At 44.9% G+C, this 23604-nt stretch carries 21 protein-coding genes; 6 read left to right on the plus strand and 15 right to left on the minus strand.

Features of this window, described 5'->3' with window-relative positions:
• Positions 1–1179 precede the first annotated feature (1179 nt).
• The 7 genes from glpX to BM358_RS00035 all read right to left on the minus strand — a co-directional run bounded on the left by glpX (position 1180) and on the right by BM358_RS00035 (position 8546).
• Entirely contained in the window at positions 1180–2157 is a 978-nt protein-coding gene (gene glpX / locus BM358_RS00005; RefSeq protein WP_028542325.1) for a class II fructose-bisphosphatase, read from the minus strand.
• 148 nt (positions 2158–2305) lie between these two features.
• Entirely contained in the window at positions 2306–3109 is an 804-nt protein-coding gene (locus BM358_RS00010; protein ID WP_025723337.1) for a pyruvate, water dikinase regulatory protein, read from the minus strand.
• Between the two features lie 13 nt (positions 3110–3122).
• Entirely contained in the window at positions 3123–3737 is a 615-nt protein-coding gene (locus tag BM358_RS00015) for a helix-turn-helix transcriptional regulator (RefSeq protein WP_223822107.1), read from the minus strand.
• A gap of 237 nt (positions 3738–3974) precedes the next feature.
• Positions 3975–5186, minus strand: coding sequence for an ABC transporter permease (locus BM358_RS00020; RefSeq protein WP_023988441.1), 1212 nt, complete (start codon positions 5184–5186; stop codon positions 3975–3977).
• Entirely contained in the window at positions 5183–5902 is a 720-nt protein-coding gene (locus BM358_RS00025) for an ABC transporter ATP-binding protein (protein ID WP_023988440.1), read from the minus strand. Before BM358_RS00025 ends, BM358_RS00020 begins: the two co-directional genes overlap by 4 nt.
• A gap of 6 nt (positions 5903–5908) precedes the next feature.
• Positions 5909–7369 carry an efflux RND transporter periplasmic adaptor subunit gene (locus BM358_RS00030; RefSeq protein WP_028542326.1) on the minus strand — a complete coding sequence of 487 codons (1461 nt, stop codon included), beginning with the start codon at positions 7367–7369 and terminating at the stop codon, positions 5909–5911.
• A 13-nt stretch (positions 7370–7382) separates the two neighbouring features.
• A complete protein-coding gene (locus tag BM358_RS00035; protein WP_028542327.1) occupies positions 7383–8546 on the minus strand; it encodes a TolC family protein in 1164 nt (387 codons plus the stop codon).
• Between the two features lie 319 nt (positions 8547–8865).
• Between BM358_RS00035 and BM358_RS00040 the strand changes: the two genes are divergently transcribed.
• On the plus strand, positions 8866–9054 hold the full coding sequence (locus BM358_RS00040; protein ID WP_013370989.1) for a hypothetical protein: 189 nt from the start codon (positions 8866–8868) through the stop codon (positions 9052–9054).
• A 156-nt stretch (positions 9055–9210) separates the two neighbouring features.
• Here BM358_RS00040 and BM358_RS00045 read toward each other — a convergent pair whose 3' ends face one another.
• The 3 genes from BM358_RS00045 to BM358_RS00055 form a co-directional block, all read right to left on the minus strand.
• The gene (locus tag BM358_RS00045) at positions 9211–9534 is read right to left on the minus strand and encodes an MGMT family protein (protein WP_023988438.1); all 324 of its coding nucleotides are present in this window, start codon (positions 9532–9534) and stop codon (positions 9211–9213) included.
• 115 nt (positions 9535–9649) lie between these two features.
• Positions 9650–10810: a rhamnogalacturonan acetylesterase gene (locus tag BM358_RS00050; protein WP_028542328.1), complete on the minus strand. Its 1161-nt coding sequence runs from the start codon at positions 10808–10810 to the stop codon at positions 9650–9652.
• 231 nt (positions 10811–11041) lie between these two features.
• On the minus strand, positions 11042–11464 hold the full coding sequence (locus BM358_RS00055) for a hypothetical protein (RefSeq protein ID WP_028542329.1): 423 nt from the start codon (positions 11462–11464) through the stop codon (positions 11042–11044).
• A 168-nt stretch (positions 11465–11632) separates the two neighbouring features.
• Here BM358_RS00055 and BM358_RS00060 point away from each other — a divergent pair, with 168 nt between their 5' ends.
• The 4 genes from BM358_RS00060 (at position 11633) to BM358_RS00075 (ending at position 15502) form a co-directional block, all read left to right on the plus strand.
• Positions 11633–12058 (plus strand): CHRD domain-containing protein, encoded by a 426-nt coding sequence (locus BM358_RS00060; protein ID WP_023988435.1) that lies wholly within the window; start codon positions 11633–11635, stop codon positions 12056–12058.
• A 319-nt stretch (positions 12059–12377) separates the two neighbouring features.
• Positions 12378–13568: an acyltransferase gene (locus BM358_RS00065; RefSeq protein WP_028542330.1), complete on the plus strand. Its 1191-nt coding sequence runs from the start codon at positions 12378–12380 to the stop codon at positions 13566–13568.
• Between the two features lie 110 nt (positions 13569–13678).
• Positions 13679–14380 (plus strand): response regulator transcription factor, encoded by a 702-nt coding sequence (locus BM358_RS00070; RefSeq protein ID WP_023988433.1) that lies wholly within the window; start codon positions 13679–13681, stop codon positions 14378–14380.
• A 15-nt stretch (positions 14381–14395) separates the two neighbouring features.
• Positions 14396–15502 carry a sensor histidine kinase gene (locus BM358_RS00075; RefSeq protein ID WP_028542331.1) on the plus strand — a complete coding sequence of 369 codons (1107 nt, stop codon included), beginning with the start codon at positions 14396–14398 and terminating at the stop codon, positions 15500–15502.
• A 65-nt stretch (positions 15503–15567) separates the two neighbouring features.
• Here the strand turns inward: BM358_RS00075 and BM358_RS00080 are convergent, their stop codons facing one another.
• The 5 genes from BM358_RS00080 to BM358_RS00100 all read right to left on the minus strand — a co-directional run bounded on the left by BM358_RS00080 (position 15568) and on the right by BM358_RS00100 (position 22467).
• Positions 15568–17004, minus strand: coding sequence for a glycoside hydrolase family 1 protein (locus BM358_RS00080; RefSeq protein WP_025724228.1), 1437 nt, complete (start codon positions 17002–17004; stop codon positions 15568–15570).
• Between the two features lie 19 nt (positions 17005–17023).
• On the minus strand, positions 17024–18913 hold the full coding sequence (locus BM358_RS00085; RefSeq protein WP_028542332.1) for a beta-glucoside-specific PTS transporter subunit IIABC: 1890 nt from the start codon (positions 18911–18913) through the stop codon (positions 17024–17026).
• 116 nt (positions 18914–19029) lie between these two features.
• On the minus strand, positions 19030–19872 hold the full coding sequence (gene licT / locus BM358_RS00090; protein ID WP_023988429.1) for a BglG family transcription antiterminator LicT: 843 nt from the start codon (positions 19870–19872) through the stop codon (positions 19030–19032).
• Positions 19873–20131: 259 nt separating this feature from the next.
• Entirely contained in the window at positions 20132–20986 is an 855-nt protein-coding gene (locus BM358_RS00095; protein WP_028542333.1) for a DMT family transporter, read from the minus strand.
• A gap of 17 nt (positions 20987–21003) precedes the next feature.
• On the minus strand, positions 21004–22467 hold the full coding sequence (locus BM358_RS00100) for a glycoside hydrolase family 1 protein (protein ID WP_028542334.1): 1464 nt from the start codon (positions 22465–22467) through the stop codon (positions 21004–21006).
• Positions 22468–22621: 154 nt separating this feature from the next.
• Between BM358_RS00100 and BM358_RS00105 the strand changes: the two genes are divergently transcribed.
• The gene (locus BM358_RS00105; RefSeq protein ID WP_028542335.1) at positions 22622–23599 is read left to right on the plus strand and encodes a LacI family DNA-binding transcriptional regulator; all 978 of its coding nucleotides are present in this window, start codon (positions 22622–22624) and stop codon (positions 23597–23599) included.
• Positions 23600–23604 lie beyond the last annotated feature (5 nt).

A 23604-nucleotide genomic window follows, 5' to 3' on the forward strand; every position in this document is an offset into this window, starting at 1 on the left:
GGTTTATAGAAAGAGCGATAAGCTCATTTTGAAACTGACGAGATAAAAATATCTCTTGTTCGCTTCCATTTTATACAGCCTGACGGCATGTACCAAAATTTCAGCGTTGGATTTTGTAAACAAAATCCATACTCACTCGTTGTTCAGTTTTCAAAGATCAAATTTTCATGCGGCTTTTTGAGCCAGAAAAATAATATAACATTTCCATCTAATTTAATCAACCTGTAAATAATTCCAGGTGAGTTATCCAAACCTTATTTAGTTAACAATCCCTTTCGGGCTGGAATAATAATATATCAATTTAAACCGATCAAGTCTACCTGTAAAAATTCCCAGCTTGTTCGAACTTATTAAAAATCTTTGATCTTGTTCTATCGGCTGGACTAGTAATTTAACACGCATACCAAATTAATTCTACTTGAAATTAATTCCTTTTGATAGACAACTATAGATAATACACCAAAGTGGTTCATAATCCTAATAGGTGGAAATTTTGCTTAAATCTACGTTATTCTAATTTCCATAAAGATTTGCTTTGTCAATTAGTTCTTAGATGTTTTCTAAGGTTGATGCATCTTGTATTTCATTTGATTTTGATGCTAGTAATACTATTTATATTCTTTTTGGATGCATTTTTCTCAGAAGAAGTTGATAATTATGAAGAAATTTATTATAAATTTAATCCTTACATTTTTCACTGGCCTCTTCGCTATTTATTTACTTACTCGAAAAGTAGAAATAGATGGTTTAAGAGTTTGCTTTATAAGCACAGGAGTAGCAGCACTAGGTTATCTGCCTGTGTGTTTAATAAAAAAAACACGTAAATGAAAACCACATTTCTAATACGGACCAAAAAACGGCAAAAATAATTATGCTTACGTCACTCAATGAAAGTGAGGTTATACTCGATGCGTATTCCATGGAGTTGATAACTTCATCTGTTCCATGACAGTTAGAATGACCCCGAAATATGAAAAACAGCGGTATCCTTGGATGAGTCCTAGATACCGTTGTTTTTTTGAACTATCGTTCCTTGTTTGTTAAACGATAAACTTAATCTCCGTATTGTGTTTACAGCATACGAAACTTCTGCTTTGAATTCACCTCTGGACGATGCAAGGTGAAGAAGAACCTTTCGCCTACTGTGGGAACAGATTTAGGAAGCCATGACTTCAATGTTCAAGAGGATGCCGCTACCGCAAGCGTACCGGAAGAATCCGCTGTATGATGAATACTCCGCACGAAGCGAATCGTTTTTGTTTCTGAGTGCATTACGACTGAATGAGTTTCCGCTCTGTGACCAGGAAGAGAACGAACCCCCTGCAACCACTCCCCAGGTGTCACACCTGTAGCCACAAACATCACGCCTTGGCGTCCGACCATATCATCCATGGAGAGCAACGCACCGGGATCAGTAATGCCCATACGCTTGCAACGCTCAATCTCTTCTTCACCATGAGGCAGCAGGCGACCCTGGATTTCTCCACCCATGCATTTCAGCGCTGCAGCGGCCAATACACCCTCAGGAGCGCCACCAGAACCGATATGCAAATCTACACCGCTATCCAGGCATGTTTCAATCGCGCCCATCACATCCCCATGGCCAAGCAGTTTGATTCGAACGCCGCTTTCCCGCAGAAGCTTGATGATCCCGGCGTGCCGTGTACGATCAAGAATGGACACGGTAAGATCAGACAAGGATTTACCGAGTACTCGTGCAGCTTTTGACAATGTAGTTGGAATTGGGTCCTCAAGTGATACCTTTCCAGCCAATGCCGGGCCAACGGCCATTTTTTGCATGTACATATCCGGAGCGTGGAGTAGACTACCACGAGGTGCAGCAGCAATGACCGACAGAGCGTTATTCAAACCATTTGCTACTGTTTCGGTTCCCTCTAGTGGATCGACAGCGATGTCCATAGCCGGTCCTCTGCGATTGCCTACTCTTTCCCCGATATACAGCATGGGAGCCTCATCCATTTCGCCTTCGCCAATGACGACCGTGCCGTCCATGGATACCGCATTAAAATGAGTGCGGATGGCTACCGTAGCCGCCTCGTCTGCGCTATTCTTATCTCCACGCCCTGTCCATTGTGCTGATTGCAGTGCCGCTGCCTCTGTTACCCGAACGAATTCCAATGCCATTTGACTCTCCATACCTATCCCTCCACCTCTCCTAAAAATTAATTGTTACCCTTAAGCAAATGAACTATTTAGGGCAACTTTGCTGCAATCTTTCTATTTATCTATTAAACTCCTGTATCCTACGATTTTAATTTTTAGTTATATGAGCAGCTACTAGGCTCTATAACATTCTGATAATTAAACCTGCCGTCTCTTCAATCGCCTTATCTGTAACATCAATAACCGGACAATTCAGCTCTTTAAACAAAGACTGTGCATACGCTATTTCCTCTTCTACCCTCATCGCTGTAGCATACTGCACATTATTAGGAAGCCCCATAACCTTTAGTCGCTCACTGCGTATTTTCAACAGTAACTCTGGCTCGATCGTTAATCCGAACACTCGACCACGCTGAACATCCTTCAACTGAACAGGCGGTGTCAGCTCCGGTACAATCGGTATGTTGACCGTTTTATAACCTTTATGCGCGAGAAACATGGATAAAGGGGTTTTGGAAATACGGGATACTCCAAGCAATACAATATCCGCTTTGAGAATGGCGCTCACATCTTTGCCATCATCATATTGAACCGCAAAATCCAAGGCCTCTACACGGCGAAAATAGTTATCGTCCAGTCGGTGCAGCAGACCAGGCTTCTCTTTGGGATCGTTATGGAACGTATCGGCAAACGCCTGCATCATCGGTCCCATAATGTCGACAGCCCGCACATTCAGCCGGACAGCCTCCTCTTTCATCGCTTCTCTCAATTCTGGCTGTACCAGCGTATAAGCTACGAAGCCTTTACGCTCGGCAACTTCCTCCATCACCCGGCTCAGTTCGTCTTCATCCCTCACGTTCATAAATCTTTTGATCTCTGTGTCCGGTAACTCAAATTGGCGCATGGTCGCCTGTACGACAGCTTCTGCCGTCTCGCCAATCGAGTCTGAACAGATCGCTATAAAATGACTGCTCACCTGAACCATTCGATTCCTCCCATTAATCCTCTGCTACCATATCGAGCAACATTTTAATAATATTCGTTTTTGTAATGCGTCCCACAACTTTCCAGTGCTCCCCTGGCTTGTCGGAGTCGGAAGGGACGACAACAGGCAGGCTGTCGATTTGACGGGCAATAATTTTGCGCGCTGCCTCTAATACCGTATCCTCTGGGGAAACGGTGACAACATTCGCCTGTCGGGTCATCACAAGGCTGACAGGAATGGTTGCTGCATTGGGATTCCCTAACGTTACCTTAAGCAAATCCTTGCGGGAAGCTACCCCTGCCAAATCTCCGTCTTCATCGGTGACGATCAAATTGCTCACATTTTCCAAAAAGAGAGCTACGACAGCTTCCTGAATCGTGGTTGTTTCTCGTACGATGACTGGAACCCCATGAAGATCGCCGACCTTCATTTGCAACAGCCGGAATTTTTCCTCCCGGTTCGGCGTGCCCCGCTTTCCAACAAAATATCCGACCTTGGGCTTTGCATCTATGTAATTCAGAATGCCCAATTTGGATAGGTCGGTCCGAATGGTCGCCTTGCTGAGATTAAGCATTTCCGCAATCTGATCCCCGGTAATCGGGGCATGCTTTTGTACGATGTTTAAAATTTCTACTTGTCTTGCCGTAAGGTCGATGATGAACGTCCCTCCTTTTTTCTTGCGATCTAATATTGAATATAATACGTCATATATAACAATAAATCAACCTTAAAAAGCATATAAAACATCACATATATAAAATTAAGGCAGTTATTCATGTCTTTTTATCATTTAAAACACTTATTTAACACAAAAAACGGGTACTTTGCACCCTGCTCTTTCGAGTAAGGCGAAGTACCCGCTCCCTTATTCGTATCTTAAAGCATCAATTGGACGCAGCTTCGACGCCTTTCGCGCCGGATATACTCCGAACAACACTCCAACCCCCATACAGCACAGAAAAGAGTAAAGCACGGGCTCTATCGAATACACAATCGGCATTTGGACGAATTTCTCGAGCAGCTTTGCACCTCCGAGACCCACCATTACGCCAACCAGTCCACCCATCAGACTGAGAAAAACAGCCTCAGCCACAAACTGCAGCATAATATCACTGCGTTGCGCACCAATCGCTTTACGAATCCCGATCTCCCTCGTACGTTCCGTGACGGACACCAGCATAATATTCATAATGCCGACACCTCCAACGCCAAGCGCAATTGCAGCTACACCGGCCAGCAGCATATTCATAATCCGATCAACCCCGGACACTGTTTTTAAGATTTCCGTCTGGGTCATGATCTGAAAGTCATCGCCCTCTGATGGCTTTAGCTCATGTCTGGCACGTAGCACCTGCCGAATTTCAGCACTTGCCTGATTAATCTTCTCCTCTGTTGTTGCAGAGGCGTTCACCTGCTGAATACTCATATTGCCTAGCCGTTCCATCCCCGTTGTAATCGGTACATATACCTGCTGACCACTGTTACTCATATTGGAATTGGAATTTGCCAGCACACCAACCACCTTAAAAGGAAGCTGTTTAATCATGATCGTCTCACCGACCGCTCTTGAGGCATCCGGACCAAAAATATTACGGGCCGCATCACTCCCAAGCACGGCCACATTCATTTGTTTATCCACTTCATAGTGGGTAAACGACCTGCCTTGAGCTAGTGACAGCTTTCTCACATGAACGAATGCCAGCGAAGTCCCCTCAATTTGCGCGCTGACCTTATTGCGACTCCACGTAATATCTGCATTGGTCATGGCACTTGGCGCTACCTCTGCTACTGCTTTTTGCTCCTCTAGCGCATCGATATCTTCCAGAGATATTCCTTTCGTCTGACTGAACGACATGGAGCTGGAGCCATCATATGGAGCATAAGGATAGATCATCAGCAGATTATTTCCCATACTGTTGATCTGAGATGTAATCGTAGCCGTTGATCCTTTACCAATGGCTACAATCATAATCACAGCGGCCACTCCGATAATAATGCCCACCATGGTCAGCAAAGATCGCAGCATATTGGTTCGCAAACTGTTGAGCGATACACGGATAATTTCCTTAAACTTCATGCCTTCACTTCCTCTGCCGCCATTCTTCGTTTCCCAACAGGCTGATCCTCTTCAATCCGCCCATCCCGAAAATGAATCAGACGCTTGGCGTATTCCGCAACCTCCTGATCATGAGTAACCAGTACAACCGTTTTCCCCTGATCATTCAGACGCTGAAAAATCCCCATTATTTCAACACTTGTTTTGGAGTCCAATGCGCCTGTCGGTTCATCCGCCAAGAGAATGACCGGATTGTTCACAAGTGCGCGCGCAATAGACACCCGCTGCTGCTGACCGCCTGACAATTCGTTTGGCCTATTGTTCATCCGATCGCCTAGACCTACGCTAGTAAGAGCCTCCATTGCCCGCAAACGACGCTCCTTGGCAGGAATACCCGCATAGATCATAGGTAGTTCCACATTCTCCAAAGCCGTTGCTCGCGGGAGCAAATGGAATTTTTGAAATACAAATCCGATTTTCTGATTACGTATAATAGCCAGTTCATCCTCGCGGGCATCTAATATCGAATAGCCATCCAAATAAAATTGTCCCGATGTAGGTAAATCCAGACAGCCGATGACATTCATCATCGTGGACTTGCCTGATCCAGACGGTCCCATGATCGCGACAAAATCACCGTCAGCAATATCAAGTTGTACCTCACGCAGGGCATGAATTTCCTGATCTCCGACCTGATACACTTTTTTCAAATCCTCAATCTGAATGACGTATCTCATACCCTTTTAAAAACCTCCCTGCATGCCGCCCATAGCAGAAGGGTCCGGCGGAGGTTCAGGAGCAGGCACAATAAGCGTGTCACCCTCCTTTACACCTGACTTGAGCTCGACTCGATCTGGCGTGTAAAATCCGAGTTCTACGGGCTTGAATGTGCGCGCCCCTTGATTCGCAGCGTTATTAGCGGAAACATACACGCCATCCTGTCCCCCTTCCGATCTCAGCGCAGTAGCAGGTACGAACAGCACATTTTTGTGTACTCCCAAAATAACAGCCACATTCATAATCATGCCCGTTTTGAGCTTGCCTTTCGGGTCATGAACAGACAATTCCATCAGATACGTCGTCATCCCTTCATCCGTAGAGGCTTCCGGTGAGACGAATTGCACCTTCCCTGGAAATGATTCACCCGGATATGCATTGGTAGTCAACACGGCTGAAAGACTCTTCTTTACTTTGACAATGTCGGTCTGACTTACCTTCACAACCACCTTAAGATCGTTGGAATCCGAGTTATTCATGACAATGAATGGAGCCGTCGGACTGGTCCCTACATCCCCGTTCACCTTCAAGATTACCCCGTCCCAAGGTGCTGTGACCTGAAGCTTGTTCAATTCATTTTTCTTCTGCTCCAGTTCCGTCGCCTGTCTTCGAACCTCTATCCGTGAGGCTTGAATATTGGATGCATCAGCCGGAACCTGAATTTTGCGAAGCTCTGCCATTGCCGTACGATATCCGATTTCAGCTTCTGAAATGGTGCGACGTTTTTGCGACATGATTTTGCGGAACTGCAGATCCAGACCATCATAGTCCGTCTGTGCTTTATCCAGTGCTTGCTCTGCCTGCTCCAATTCACTGTTGGACACCGCACCGGCATCATGTAAAAACTTTTGGTCTTCATATGCCTTTCGCGCCTGTTCCAACTGCTTTTGGGAAGTTTTCTTCTGACTTTCGGCTTCTTCCAGCTCAAATGATTCTTGCGCTGTATCAATAGCCATTTTGGCCCGAAGTACATTTGTTTTCTGAATTTCAATGTCCTCTGCCTTCGGACCTTTCTCCAATTCAGCCAGCTTGGATTTGGATATTTCCAAAGTATCAGACGCAGTCTGAATTTGCATTTTAATTTCTGAACTGTCCAGAAGAGCCAGCACCTGTCCTTTTTTCACCTTGTCCCCGGCTTTCACATTTACCACTGCCAGCTTGTTATCACCTGCACTCGTGAAGTTTAACTTCACTTCCTTGGACGCTTGCACGGTACCGGACGTGTCCAGCTTCTCACTCACATCGCCGCGCTCTACTTTAAGCGTCTCATCCTGAACCAAAGGTGCCGCCTGCTCCTTGGGCAGACTCAGATATACTGCTGTTCCGCCTCCACCTACAACCAGTAGAACAATTGCAGTCCATATCCACTTTTTTCTCCGTTTTTTCCGTAACTTGATTAAAGCATCATTTAAAACCGTTTCTGCCAACGCCTTTTCCTCCCTATGTGCTCCATGGCTTGTTCAACGTATACTCATTTTGATCCAACTCGATCGCCAGCTCTTCCATTTGCCGTTCAATCTGGTTCACTTTCAACTGATTATTTTTCAATTCCATCTCGATAATTAGACCTCTGTCCCACTTTTTGCGTGATAACTCCAAGGCCTCTTTTGCCGTACGCAAGCTTTCTTCCAGTTGTACATATTTTTTTTGGTTTTCCTTAACCGTGGCATACAAATTGCGGAGTGATTCGGCAAAATCCTTTTGACCTTTGTCGAGCTCCTCTTTAGCCGTATCGACATCCATTTTAGCTAGATCGTAAGCACCTGCTCCGCTGTTAAAATCGAAGTATCTCACATTAAGTTCCGAAGTTTTGATACTATCCTCCAGCTTCCATAAATTTGGATTCATGTCTGTCAGCTGTTGTATATGTATTTCGATATCCAGCTTCTTCGGTTCCTTGTACACGGGCCGATCAACCAATTCATAGGCTGTTCCGTTAGGCTGTCCCATGAGGAAGTTCAGAGCATCCCTAGATTTTTGCAACGCAATTTTCCCCTGCTCTACTGTTTGCTGAGCCTGGCTTCTGGTCTGTGTACTCTCGTTTTTCGCATACTCAGACAGCTTGCCGCGCGCAAATTTGGCAAGTGCAATCTTTTCCTCCGCTTGGGCAATTTCAAGCGCTTCTAGATCATTTTTCACTTGATTCTCTGCCACGAACACACTTTGATAGCTTTTCATCACATTAAAATAAATCTGGTCTTTGGCGAACTGCGCCTGCTTTTTGCTGGCTAGATAAGATAGCGTCGAAGAGTTATAACTTCTCCAAGAGGTATTATCATCAACATATTCACCGTCTATAAAATCAACAAATGCATTTCCCAGATCCTTTTCTGCATTTTTCAGTTCCATTCTGCGACGCTCTACGTCCCGTTCGGCGGTACGCGTATTGTAATTGTTCGTCTGTGCCCATTCCACGGCCTGCTTGAGTGTTAATGTAGGTAAAGCCTGACCCGTTACGGATGATGTCTTCGATGTAGCCTCAGTAGATGGACTAACCGACGTACTTGATGCTACATTTCCTGATAAACTCTCAGACTGTACAGTGGAGGCCAATCCTGATGATAAGGACAATACAAGCAGCACGACAGCCGCTTTTTGCTTCATAGATGAATCTCTCCCCTTTCGGTTCATTCCCCGAATCTTTTCCATTTTTTTCGACATAAACTTCCACGAACTCTTTGCATTCTAATTGTACTTTCAGGTTTATGTTGGTACAAGGTGTCAAAACAATACATTTTTGTAACCTTTACTTCCTGATTACTCGCTTTATACTACTTTTCGTCCAATGAGATATTGATTCAACCTATTTTTACCTGAACTTTACCTAATTTTCAGCTAATTTTAAGGAAACCAACAGCATCTATTAAGGTTTGGAACATATACTAGAGAAAGAATTACAGCCGCTCACTGGGAGGGTTAATAGATGATAAAAGAATCTCGCATGACAACCACTAACGAACCGTCTGATTTGTGGATGACCCGCTTTTTACGTGAATCAGAACAAAAAAAGAAACAACTGATCCGGGAAGCCCGGAAAAATAACGATATACCGCTGATGAACAGCATTTCTTTTCACCTTGCCCAACGGGATCAGCAGCATCTTATCGGATAAAATGACAAGTGAATCTTATGCTATAAATAACAGATTACCTCTAGTTATCCGCTTCGTATGCTAGATGAAAAAAATCCGGGACAAATCGATAATTGATTTGTCCCGGATTTTTGTGATCATCAAATCTAATATAAAACCGCATAGCTTGTTCCGTTCCTATTCTTCCATCTCCGCCTGCGGATCATAGAGATATTGATCGAGTGGAATACGCCCGCTTTCATTAAAACGTATGCCTTCCTCCTCCAAGTACAGACGCTGCAGGGATGCGGACTCATCCTCCTGCAAAGCAATCTCCCCCAAACGGTTGACTACTCTATGCCAAGGAAGTCGGTGTTTTTGGCTCAATGTATGCAAAATTCGCACCACCTGTCTGGCACCTCTTGGGCTTCCGGCCTCTGCCGCAATTTGACCGTAAGTCATTACTTTTCCCTCAGGGATCAACAGTATAATTTGAAGCACACGGGCAGTGAAAGGCTGCATGTTCTAATTCCTCCGTATTACTATTGCTTTTTCAATAATTATAGCACCCTGAACAGAGGCTAAAAACCCCTGCTCCTACGAATGTAAGAAGCAGGGGAAAACCCATCGTTTAAATTTAGAATCCGCTCAGACCCTGCCTTTTTAAATCCTGTGCTACCAATCGGGCCAGTTCCCTTGCACCTTCATAGTTTGGATGGAGTGTATCGCCGTTCATATACAAGGCCAGTGTAGCGTCTTTACCAATAGAAGTGAAATAAGCTGAGCTAAGAACATTCAGGTCGACTAAAGGCGTTTGTTCCTCTTGAGCCAGTGCCAAAATAGCGCTTCTATACCATCTATTTTCTGCGTTGTGTACATTGTTAGCATTAAAGTCAGTGGCTCGTCCTTGCGGAGTTGACAGGATTACCGTCGCCCCTTTAGCCTTAACCTGCCGAATCATATCCTTCATCCAGTCCTTAAACTCGGCTTCGCTTTCGTTATGCTTTGGATTGGTGTCATTAATGCCCAATTGGAGAATAAAATAATCCCCCGGCTTGATATATTGGACGATGGCCTCCAACTGACCGTCCTGGTGGAAGCCTCTAGCAATTTGGCCTCCTGACGCCATATTGCGAATTTGAAAAGTATTCGTGTTCACAAACTCTGGCAGCAGTTGACCCCATCCCGCCTGTACGCTGCTATCTAGCGGATAATAGTTACAAACCGTAGAATCTCCACCGATATAAATCGTTCGATTCGTAACCGGATTGCTAGATAATTGCCTGATTTCCAATGCACTGAGTGTGAAGACCGCGCCCTCTTTGCCTTCAGTAACCAGCAGATTTAGCTGTCCATCTGTCACTGGAATTTGAAAGCGATCCTTGGCCCCATTCCCTGTCATATTAATGACCTGATACACCCCTTCAGCCGCAATACTCGAACGAGAGGTATCTCCTAAAGTAACCGACACCTCATACAAACCAGGAGGAAGATCAACGTCAAAAGTATTCTCGCTTTTCGTACCTGTAGCCAGGAACCGTACCGCATCACTTGCCACTCCAGTCCCCGAAGCGCTGACATTACGCATATTCTCAGGGGTACGAAAGCCATATCCACGTGCTGAGTCATAGGACAGCGAAGCACTCACACCGGTATAACCCGTTTCGACCGTACCTCCGCCAAAATCAAACTTGTACTCACCAGCGGATGCATGTGCCGGCGTAGCTATGCCCATACCTGGTGCACCACATAAAAAAGCTGCTAAAAGCATACCAGTCAATCCTTTTTTCCATTTCATTCTTCATTCCTCCTTCAGATTTTTAATTGTACGAAGCAAAGAATATTTTATTTTTGTAAGCGCATACATAAAATTCTACCAATTGTTGCAGGGTTATGCCTATGTGATTATTATGCAAAAGAAAAGTAGTTTATTCGTTAAGCTAAAACTTGTACTTGTACACAAAAAAGCCTCGCAGTTACAACTGCGAAGCTTTATGAAGCAATATTTCTTCATATCAAAATCACTACATTAATCCGCAACCAAAATTCCGTCAAAGCTCTCTGGACCTACACGTATTGTACCCAGCAGGTTAGCAGAAACAAAAGCAGTGTACACCAGTTGTGGCGTAATCGGCGGATTGAAATCATCTGCTGAGAACGCAATAACCTGTGGAGCTAATAAACTCAAACTAAAAGTGGATGTAGCCGAATAAACAACAGGGTCAGTTACCACAGTACCTCTTACAATAGTGATAGTAATTCCTACTAAAGCAAGCGGAAGTTGAAGCGATATGGTTCCTTTAAGCAGAACCCGTGGCGTACCTGTAGCTCCCTGTGTGTTTAATCCGATCTGTCCAAACAATTGAGGTGTATTCAAAACCGTGATCGGAATGGCAATAGAGTTGGCTGTCGAAGCATTTTGGGATGTTCTTCCATCAATAAATGTCCCCATGGTTTCCCCTCCTCTCTCTACCAGATACTCATAGACTATGAAAAAGTTTGTTTTGTGCTTGGACTGAATAACTTGTAAAACACACAACTTCTGATGAATAGGCTAATGTGCAGCCCTTTCTCTGGCCCTGTGAATACACTAAACCAACACTGGGAAAGGAGGGATGTCATGTCTAATAAGTTTAGAGCCACCTTAAGGGGGGCTAATGAAGTGCCTCCTGTCAGAACAAATGCTACAGGAACAGCCGAATTTCGTTACCGTCCAACGAGCCAACAATTAAGCTTTGAACTGACTGTGCGCAATATCTCACGGGTAACCGAAGCGCATATTCATCTGGGACGAAGAGGTGAAAATGGCCCTGTTGTTGCTACACTGTTTGGTCCTTCGAAGTTTGGGATAACCGTTAGAAGAGGCGTCGTTAGCGGCGTGCTCCGTGCATGTGATCTTACCGGTCCGCTCAGAGGCAGAACCATTTATGATTTGGTGTGTCAAATTAGAGAGGGCAATGCCTACGTCAATGTCCACACCATCCGTCATCCGAACGGTGCCATTCGTGGACAAATTAGACGCGCACCTATCAAACGCTGCAAATAACGAATGATCATGAGTATAAAAAAGAACTTCCATGCCACTCATTTTGAGGCTATGGAAGTTCTTTTCTTAATTCAGGATTTTGCAAAATTCGATTCCAGTCGCTCCGAAGTGCATATATAGACGGACTAAACCATTTCAATCTATATCTTGTTCATTGGAAGTCGCTTATGGGATTTTTGCAAAATCCTCAATTCTTAACAAAAGTTAAGAAGTTCATAAGCGTTTCTTAAGCCCTTCCCTTCAGGGTTGTTAAGAACTTTATCTTTTAATAGAAAGAGTTCAACAAGATACAGTTCACTCCTGAAAGGAAATGAAGCTTATGAAGCCTAAGACCAAAGAAAAAATTCCCGAATTGCAGTTGGTCAGAGCCATGGCGATTTTAGCCGTCTTGATGGTACATGCCACTTCTTATGCAACGGTTCAGCTTACAAATTCCAGTCTTTATGTTGTATACAATGCGCTCAATGTGTTGATGAAGTATGGAACCCCCGTATTTATCGCGCTTAGCAGCATGGTACTGTTCTACAACTACAAGGATCGTCCGATGGGACGACAGCTCTTAAGCCGCTTTTATAAGCAGAGGTTGCTGTACATCCTCTTACCTTACGTCATGTTCTCTCTATTTTATTTCATCCTGTCCCTTATGGCTGGCAGCTCCGAACCATGGAATATAATCACACTTGCGAAAAGCTTTGCTCTGAAGCTGGCCACAGGCAAAGCGTATACTCATTTATATTATATTTTTATCATGATGCAATTCTATCTTGCATTTCCATTCGTACTGTGGCTGTTCCAGCGTTGTCGGCAACTTCCACAATGGTCTATTGTCCTTGGGCTGTTGGTACAGTGGTCATTTGTTATTGGAAATAAATTTCTATTTCAGGTTCAAAATAAGGGCAGTTGGGCACTGTCTTATATAGCCTGCTACATGCTGGGTGCTGCTCTCGGTTACTACTACCCACAGCTGAGAACGTGGTTTCTGATGCGTAAGGGGGAACGAAGTGTTGCCGGAGTGCTGACATGGATCGCAATTTGGGCTTTATGGCTGATTTCAGCCACCATGCATGTCTATATGTGGTACGAAAATAGAATGTACGGAATCTCGTACAATTCGCTAGTTTTTGAACTTATGTATAATATGTACAGCCTGTCTAGCACGCTGGTAATACTACAGATTTCCTTTTTAATGTACAGACGACAAGATTCCTTTGTCACTCGCAAACTGGAATGTCTGGGCACACTGTCCTTTGGTGTGTATCTGATTCATCCGTTCTTCCTGCTCCTGTATCGGCAGTTTTCACCACATATCGGTTCTCCGCAGCTTATTCATGCGTGGTATGCCGGAGGTTTTTTCTTTGCACTTCTTTGCTCTTGGCTCGTCGTGTCGATCATCTCCCGTTTCCTGCCATTTGCTTGGATCTTGTTCGGTCAACTACCAGAAATAGAAAAAAGACAATTCAAGCAAGAAAACCGTATTTCTTCAACTGAAACAGCACTATCCAAAGGCTGACGACCCCAAGCAAGCGAACTGAGATGAGTGTCCATAGCCTCCATCTTTAAAAAGGTATATAATACGCCCATATTGTATACTGCTGGAAAGAACAGAAAGGGTGCACAACCATGCATAACGGAACCATTTTATTAGTAGACGATGAACCTGAAATTATTAAGCTGATGCAAATTTATTTGGAAAATGAAGGATATCGACTGCTTATGGCACGAGACGGACTGGAAGCGCTGGAGCAAGTCAGTCGGGAATCGATAGATGTGATGGTGCTTGATGTGATGATGCCCAATATGGACGGGGTTGAAGCTTGCATGAAGATCAGAGAAACCGAGCATTTTCCGATTATTATGTTGTCTGCGAAGGGACAAGATATGGACAAAATCACAGGACTCAGCGTTGGAGCCGATGATTATGTCACTAAGCCGTTCAGCCCGTTGGAGCTGGTGGCACGCATCAAATCCCAGCTGCGCAGAGTACGGAAATATACCCACTCCTCCCCTGCATTGGAGCATGAAATGATACTGGATGAACTCTCCATTAATTCTGCTACGCATGAGGTCACTCTCGCCGGAGAATCCATTAAGCTGACCCCGCGTGAATTTGCCATTGTCGAGCTGTTGGCACGTAATCGTGGTCAAGTGCTGAGCATGGAGCAGATCTATGAAAAAGTGTGGAAGGAGCAATATCTGGAATCCAACAACACGCTGATGGTTCATGTGCGTAAAATTCGCGAGAAAATTGAGGCTGATCCGAGAAAACCTAAATACCTGAAAACGGTGTGGGGAATCGGCTACAAAATGGAAAAATTCGATTAATGGAGGATTCACGTCTTGAAGGCAAAACGATATGACACATTGGGATGGAAGCTGGCAGCCCTTAGCCTTGCCGCCTTCACTTTAACCGGACTGATTTTGATGGTGTTTTATTATGGAGCATCTTTGCTACTATGGCTGAACCCTTCCCGTTCATTTTTTGGCACTCGTCTAATTCGCTGGACCGTGAATCATATTGGGTCCCCACTCATCATGCTGATTGGAGGGCTGCCTTTATATATTTATTTCTTTTTCCTTTTTACCAAAAATACGATTGGCTATCTTCGCGAAATTACGACGGGGATGCAGGAGTTTGCTGATGGAGATCTGTCCTATACGATCCCTGTTTCTTCAGCGGACGAGCTGGGTACCTTGGCGAAAAATATGAACACCATGGCGGACAAGCTCCGTCTCTCACTGGAAGAAGAACGGGCTTCCGCCAAAGCCAAAAACGACCTGATCACCGGCGTATCTCATGATCTTCGTACCCCGCTAACATCCGTGATCGGTTTTTTGGAATATATTGAAACCGACCGCTATCGGGATGAAATTGAGCTGCGCTATTATGTGAACATTGCTTATGAAAAGTCATTGACGCTTAAAAAGCTGATCGATGAGCTGTTTGAATACACGCGTGTGAGCGGTGGCAGTCTGCCACTGGAGCTGGAGCCTGTAGATCTCGGCAAATTGCTCACTCAGCTTGCTGAGGAATTTGTACCCTCGCTGGAACAGGCGGACATGTCCTACCGTGTCCGAATCGTCGAGCCTGTTCGGATTCTAGCCGATACCGACGAGCTGGTACGCCTGTATGAAAATTTGTTTTCCAACGCTATTCGATACGGAAAAGACGGCAAACGCCTCGATATCACCATAGGACGCGAAGACGACGAGGCGGTGGTAATCTGCACTAACTACGGCACCCCAATTCCTGCGGAAGATGTCCCGCACTTGTTTGAACGGTTTTACCGGGTGGACAAATCACGTTCCAAGGAAACCGGAGGCACCGGACTGGGCCTTGCGATTACAAAAAGTATTACCGAGCTGCATGATGGCCGCATTTCGGTTAGGAGCAATCGCAGACAAACAGATTTTGAAACCCGTTTTCCCCTCTACTCCTACACATAAACAAACGAACCAGCCAAAGATCGTATCTCTGGCCGGTTCGTTTCTGACTTTTATTTAATACAGGACTATATTCCTTTATTTTGTTCAAACAATACTTCCCCATTGGATTCAATAATCTTTTGGTACCAGTAGAAGCTGTTCTTTTTTCTTCTTTCCAGCGTACCCGTACCATCGTTGTTTTTGTCTACATAGATAAAGCCGTACCTTTTTTTCATTTCTCCCGTTCCCGCACTGACAATGTCGATTGGACCCCACCAGGTATAGCCGAGCACTTCGCAGCCATCCTCAATAGCTTCATGCAGCTGGATCAGATGCTTGTTCAGATAGTCTACCCGCTCGGGATCATGAATTGAACCGTCTTCCAAAATTTCATCATGACTGCCGTAGCCGTTCTCTACAACAAACAGAGGTTTCTGATATCGGTCGTACATCTCATTACACACATAGCGGAAGCCCTTCGGGTCAATTGGCCATCCCCACGGCGTTTTTTCCAAATAGGGATTGTCGAGTCCCATAATTCCCCCTGTGTTGCCCAAGATGGGCATACCTGCTTTATGTGTCGTACTTCGATAATAGCTAAATCCTAAATAATCCGCTGTATGCTCCCGCAGTAATTGTTCATCTCCGGGCTCCATTTGGACCATGATGTTATGCTCTTTCCAGATCCGTTTGGCATAGCTTGGATAATAGCCTCTAAGGATCACATCGGAATAAAATAAGGATCTTCTTCTCAGCTCATAGGCTTCAAACACATCGTCCGGATTACAGGTATTCGGATAGATCGGACTCAGGGATAACATAGCGCCCATCATCGCTCCTGGGATAATTTCATGACACAGTTTAGTAGCCAGGGCACTGGCAACGAAAACATGGTGACTAGCCTGATAAATAGTCGGCAGTTTGTGCTCATCGTCTTGAACAACAATGCCTCCTGCCGCCAAAGGAATGGTATGGAAATGGTTGATTTCGTTGAAGTTCATCCAATATTTCACTTTGTTTTTATAACGTTTGAAGACAACTTCCGCATACTTTACATAGAATCCAATCAGCTCGCGGCTTTTCCAGCCTTCGTATTTGCGAATCAGATTCAGAGGTAGCTCAAAGTGAGAAATGGTGATGACCGGCTCAATTCCATACTTCAGTAGCTCATCAAACAGATCATCGTAAAATTGCAGCCCTTTTTCATTTGGTTCGGCATCATCCCCATTCGGAAAGATTCGGGACCATGCAATGGAAGTCCGAAAGCATTTCATGCCCATTTCGGCGAACAGGGCGATATCTTCTTTATAACGATGGTAAAAATCAATCGCTTCATGGCTGGCGTAGTACTTGTTTTCATCAATCGTATCATCAAACGTCCCGCCTACTATTCCTCCCCGAAATGCATCGCTGATTGCTGGCCCTTTACCGTCCTCGTTCCATGCCCCTTCAGCCTGATTCGCTGCTATAGCACCACCCCATAGAAAATTCTCAGGAAAACTTTTGGCTATTTGTGCTGTCATAATTCATTTCCTCCTTTATTTAATGTACGGTGAGCAAAACACTTTGCAAATCAACGGATTTTTGCTGTGTCTGGGTAACCTTTTGGTAAGCAGTGCTGTTGGTAACAATAATCGGAGTGGTCAGGTCATAACCGGCTGCCTGGATTTTCGGAATATCAAATTCAAGCAGCAAATCGCCTCGTTCAATCCGTTGCCCTTGTTCTACATGCTTCGTGAAATAGTTGCCTTTCAGCTTAACCGTATCTAGTCCCACATGAATTAACAGATCCAGATGGTTATCTGAGGTGATGGCTATCGCATGGCCGGTTCGAAATACGAGCGAGACAACCCCGGAAACCGGTGAATATACCTTTCCTTCACTCGGTAGAATGGCTATTCCTTGACCCATTGCTTCTGTAGAGAACGCAGGATCAGGAACCTCATGAAGCGGAACAATTTGGCCATGGATAGGCGCATAGACATTCTCGGTGACTTCGGTATGTCCAGGTTCAGTTTGTAAGGCAGGCTCAGATTTTTCTGCTTCCGTCTTTCCTGTCTCCGCATCCGTTGCCCCGTTTCCTTCATTAAAGCCCAGAATATAAGTCAATACGGTAGTAACCACAAATGAAATGATGATACTAATCAAATAAAAAGCAATTGTATTCGTAAAGAATGCCGGAATAGTTGTTATTGCCGGGAACACATAAGCAAGCACGGTCGTTTGGAAATGTCCGGCAATGGCCCCTCCGATCATTCCCCCGATGACGGCGGCAATCATTGGTCTTTTCAGCTTCACGGACAATCCGTAAACGATAGGTTCTGTAATACCAGCGAACAGTGAAGGGAAAATAGATGACAGTGCGTAAGCTTTCAGCTTTTTGTCTTTGGCTTTCAGAAAGACCCCAAGAGCGACACCGGATTGGGCGAAGGTCGCAGAAGCCATCATAGGTCGAATCGTATCAAACCCTTTGAGGGAAAGATTGTTGATCATCGCAGGTGCAATCCCCCAGTGTAAACCAAACATCACTAGGAAGGTCCAGCCGCCTCCCAGAATGGCTCCAGTCAAGAAACCACTTTGCGTACTCAAAAATTCAATACCATCCGCAATACCTTTACCGGTGTACACTCCCAGTGGACCGATCACAATGGCGGTAAGCGGAACCATAATTAATAAGGAAACAAGCGGGACCATAAACAATTCAATGCTTTTCGGAACCACCCGCTTCAGAAACCGTTCCAGATATGAATACAGCCAAATGGCTAAAATTGCTGGAATAATGGATGTCGTATAACTCATCAGGACAACGGGAATGTGGATAAAGGAAGCAATATCCCCCGTGTTTTCCATCAGCTTGGTGAAGTTAGGCTCCAGCAGAGCGGCCATAATGGCAGCAGATACGATAGGCTGGGTCTTGAATGTTCTCGAAGCTGAAAACGCCAACATCAGTGGCAGGAAGAAAAATACGCCGTTGCCTGCGGCAGCAAGGATAGCATAGGTACTGGAGGCACTGTCCAACCACTCTAACTGTGTAAGAATAACCAGGATAGCTTTCAGCATCCCTGCACCAGCCAAAGCAGGTACAATCGGCTGGAAGATAGAGCTCATGACGGTAAAAGCACGACTGATGAAATTACCTTCCTTTGCATTATCCTCTTTCTTTTCGTTGCCGCTTTTTACCTGAAGGTTATAGTTCTTCGCAATCGTATCATAAACCTCGTTAACATGATTGCCGATCACCACCTGGTACTGCCCTCCGCTTTCTATCACGGAAATGACACTGTCGGAATTTTCCAAAGCCTGTTTATTGGCTTTTTGCTTATCCTTAAGTGTAAATCTCAGACGGGTCATACAATGGTACAGATCACGTATATTTTCTTCTCCGCCTACATTAGTTACAATGAATTTCGCTAATTCATCATGTTTGCTCATAATGCCTGCCTCCAATGCTCTCTGGTTGATATAAAAAAACCTGAGTAATCCCCGATACCAAAATGCAATTTAGTATCGAAATCACTCAGGTAATGCCCACGAATGGTAACACCCTGTTAGTTTTCAGTTCTGTTGACCAATCTGGAAATGTGAATCATAAGATACATCATTTCATCATTGGTTAATTTCTGCTCAAACTGCTTATTCACATACACCCCTATTTTTTGTACACATCTGTGCTCTTCTGGAAATTTGATTTTCAGGTCTTCGAACAAATTCATGTACTGCGGGTCTGCCGATTCGTGGGCAAAAAGCCGCTGGGCAAAAAATTTAAGATGGGTTACAAAACGGTTGTAATTCCATGAATCTTCATCAATCTCGACATTGAAGTGGTATTTTACAATATCCATAATATCCTTGATGACTTTTGACGTTTTTAGCGTCAGATCAAGCTTCTGGTTATCCAGGCGGGCGTTGACGAAATGCAGGGCAATAAACCCGGCTTCATTCTCATCGAACGTGATGTTGATCCTGTTACGAATCATCTCCAGCGCATGTTTACCGATCGCGAATTCTTCGCGATAAAACCGCTTGATCTCCCATAGAAACCGGTTTTCAATCGGTGTTCCCCGTTCATGCCGTTGGATGGCGAATGAAATGTGGTCGATCAGGGCTAGGTAAATATAGTCACTAATGTCTCCAGCCAATCTCGGTCTGGCATACTCCACGATTTCATCCGCGATTTCAATACATTCCATCTTCACATCTTTCAGCAAATCCGCCAGCTTCGCGGATAAATCCTGAGTTTTGACTACAAACAGCTTCGTGATTTTCCGCTCATCAATGGTATCCCCCGGTTTCAGGTTGAATGCGATTCCATTTCCTGTCGCAATGACCTCTTGGGCGTCCTCTTCCTCTGCTAAAACGACATTGTTGTTAAGCGCTTTCTTCAAAATCATGCGACCACCTGCTTTTATTTACTGGAAGGCCATTTTTTAAAGAGACTCTGTTAAAAAATGTGCATACACTAAAAAACCTGAACAGAATACCGCTTCATAGACGTTATCGCCCATTTACCGGAACTCCATTCAGGTTATGCCTAAAATAGTAACACCCTGAAAATTATGAAATTCATTTTTGTAATCGTTTTCTTGGCTTCATTATAATAGAGTTTCTTTTTTTCTGTCAACCCTTTATTAAAAAAAGCCTTCCATCCGCTTACTGCGGCTTCGGAGTCCCTGAACGATTCACAATCCAGATGCCCGCCAGTACTAAGAAAATGCCAAGCAAGGTAGCCGCTTTGAGCGCCTCGTGAAGAAAGATCCAGCCGGACACAACACCAATGATAGGAACCAGCAACAGCGTAACAGAAGCTTTACTAGCTTCCATTCTAGTGAGAATATGAGTCCACAGCAGGAATGCAAGAGCAGACGCCACAATGCCGGAAAATAAGATATAAAAGATCGACGCAGCGCTAAAGTTCGGCTCCCATCTCTCAAACAACAGGGAGTACAATAACAATCCGAGCGCACCGAACGCCATCTGCCAGGTCGTGAACTGGGTTTTATCGCAATGCTGGAGCTTGAGCTTGATAATCAGGTTCGAAAGTGCCCAAGCAATCGCTGAACTCACCCCAAGCAGCATGGCCCACAAATTGCCGCCCAAATGAATGTCCATAGCAAATAATAGCCCCAGGACCCCTGTAGCAATTCCAATCGTTTTGCGTGTATTCAGCCGCTCACCTGGAATCATAAAATGAGCCATAATGGATAAAAACAGCGGCATGCTGTACGTAAGCACGGAGGTTAAGCCCGCATTAATGTAGTTCAGGGATATCTGAATCGCAATATTAAAATAGGTAGTCTGGAGAATCCCGCAGAGTATATACCATTTTATCGTGTGCCTGTCAGGGTTCGGAACCCGTTTCCACATCAGAATTCCGAACAGAAGTAGCGTCCCTGTGAGAAACCGGAGAGCCGCAAATTGAACAGGTTCAAAGGCTCCATTGCCCAATTTCATGATGACAAAATTAAAGCCCCAGATCAGGCATAAGAGCAGGCTCAAGCCTTTCATGCATCATACGCCTCCGTTTAGAGCACTTCTCCGCCCGATTCAATCACTTTTTTATACCAGTCAAAGCTTTTTTTCTTGTAGCGGTTCAGTGTTCCGTTGCCCAGATCATCCTGGTCGACGTAGACGAAGCCGTATCTCTTGGATGCCTGTGAGGTCGAAGCACTGATCATGTCGATGGGACCCCAGGCGGTGTAGCCGAACAGGTCCACTCCATCCTCAATGGCTTCCCTCATTTGCTCGATATGTTTTTTCAGATAGTCGATACGGTAATCATCGTTAATGGTCCCGTCAGGATTCATTTGATCTGTCGCACCCACGCCGTTTTCTGAAATGAACAGTGGCTTTTGATAGCGGTCATACAGGTTATTCAACGCATAACGTAATCCTTTAGGATCAATCTGCCATCCCCACTCGGACTGCTCCAGGTAAGGATTCTTCACGCCACCAATCAGATTTCCGCTTGCTTTGGCATGCTGATCGGCAGTGGCACTGGCATTGTTGGACATATAGTAGCTCAGGGACACGAAGTCCACGAGGTTATCTCGCAAGATTTCATCGTCGCCAGGTTCTTTATGCAGAACAACACCCTTTTCTTTGAACATACGTGCGGTATAGGACGGATAATACCCTCTAGCTTGTACATCACTGAAAAAGAAGGACACTCGTTCTTCCTTTTGGCATTCAAGCACATCATCCGGATTGCAAGTATTCGGATAAAGCAACAGATAGCTGATCATACACCCAATCTGGGAGTTCGGTATAATCTCATGACAGGCTTTGACTGCCAGCGCGCTAGCTATAAACTGATGATGGGCAGATTGATACTTGTCCTGCTCCAGATTCGGGTGATTCTCTTCAATGATCCCCGCGCTGACAAACGGATGGTGTTTGACACAGTTCATTTCGTTAAACGTAATCCAGTACTTTACTCTATCCTTGTAACGGGTAAATACAGTCTCGGCAAAACGGACGAAAAATTCAATCAGTTTCCGGTTTTTCCAGCCACCATATTCGGTGACAAGATACAAAGGCATATCGTAATGGGTCAGCGAGATGACAGGTTCAATTCCTTTGGCCAGCAGGGCATCAAAAACCTTGTCATAGAATTGCAGCCCTTTCTCATTGGGTTCTGTCTCGTCGCCATTCGGGAAAATACGTGTCCAGGAAATGGAAGTGCGGAAGCATTTAAAACCCATTTCGGCCAGCAGATTAATATCTTCTTCATAACGGTGATAGAAATCATTTCCCCGACGTTTTGGATAATTTTTGGTGCTGTTTGGGTCCAATGCTTCCTTGACCTGCGCATGGGTCATCATATGCCACTGATCCAGCCAATGCTTTTTGTCGAGTGCTGGATCAAAGGTAAATACATCAGAAATCGAGAGTCCTCTTCCATCTACGTTGTAAGCCCCTTCAATCTGCATGGCAGCGGCTGCCCCGCCCCATAGAAAGTTCTTGGGAAAACCTTTTGCCTGTTCCATGTTGCATTCCTCCAAGTAGGTTATAATTTGTGAAGAAGTATGCGGAACCCATGTCCTTCAAATGCATCCCGGATTGCTGCATACGCTTTATGCTTTCATGCTACAATCTGGGATGCATTCCAGGTCAAGAACTAAATTTTTGGAGTTGAATGTCATGCATAATATAAAAAGAATTGCTGAAATTGCGGGGGTATCGACAAGTACCGTATCTCGAGTGCTTAATCATCATCCATATGTCAGTGAAGCAACGCGGACCAGGGTGATGGAAGTCATTCGGGAACTGGATTATATTCCGAATATTAATGCGGTGCAGTTGAAAGTAGGCCGTACCAAGGTTATTGGGATCATGACCCCAACGATTAATAATTATTACATGCAAATCATCAAGGGAGTATCCAATGCGGGTAAAGAGCAAGATTATCAGGTTTTGATCTACCAGACGGAGGAAAATCAGGATTTGGAAAGCGCGGCGTTAGAGCTTTTGAGGCAGAAAAAAGTGGACGGGATCGTCATTTTACGGCGTATGCTGGATTGGTCTGCTGTGAGGCATTACACCAAGTATGGGCCGATTGTGACCTGCGAGCCATTAAAAAATAAAGAGATTTCATCCATTTATCTCGACCATTATGAAGGATTTCGGATTGGATTAGAGCATTTGGCCGAGCTGGGATTTGAAAAAATCGCCTGCACCGTAGGCAGAAAAAACAGCGTAAACAGCCAAAGAAGACTCCAGGCCTATTATGACCTGCTCGCGGCAAGGAAGCTGCCAGTGAATGAGGAATGGTTGCTCAGTGGTATCCATACGGTGCAGGACGGAATGCGAGCGTTCGCCAAGCTGGAGTCTTTAAAGGAACGTCCCCATGCCATCATGACAACCAATGATTTGGTGGCATGCGGTATTATCTCAGCTGCTCGTAGTAAAGGGTGGAAGGTTCCAGGAGATTTGGCAGTGGTCGGCTTTGAAGCTGACGAAAGTCAGGTAGCCGACGCCATGGGACTGACCAATATTACGAACCCGTTGCAGGGAATCGGACAGGAAATGTTCCGTACATTATATCAGCAATTGAACGGGCAGCCTTTGGAGCCAGCCTCCCTTGCTTTTGAATTGAAGGTCCGCCAGTCTACCTGCTAATCCAT

The organism is Paenibacillus sp. cl130, assembly GCF_900116035.1.
Lineage (GTDB): Bacteria > Bacillota > Bacilli > Paenibacillales > Paenibacillaceae > Paenibacillus > Paenibacillus polymyxa_B.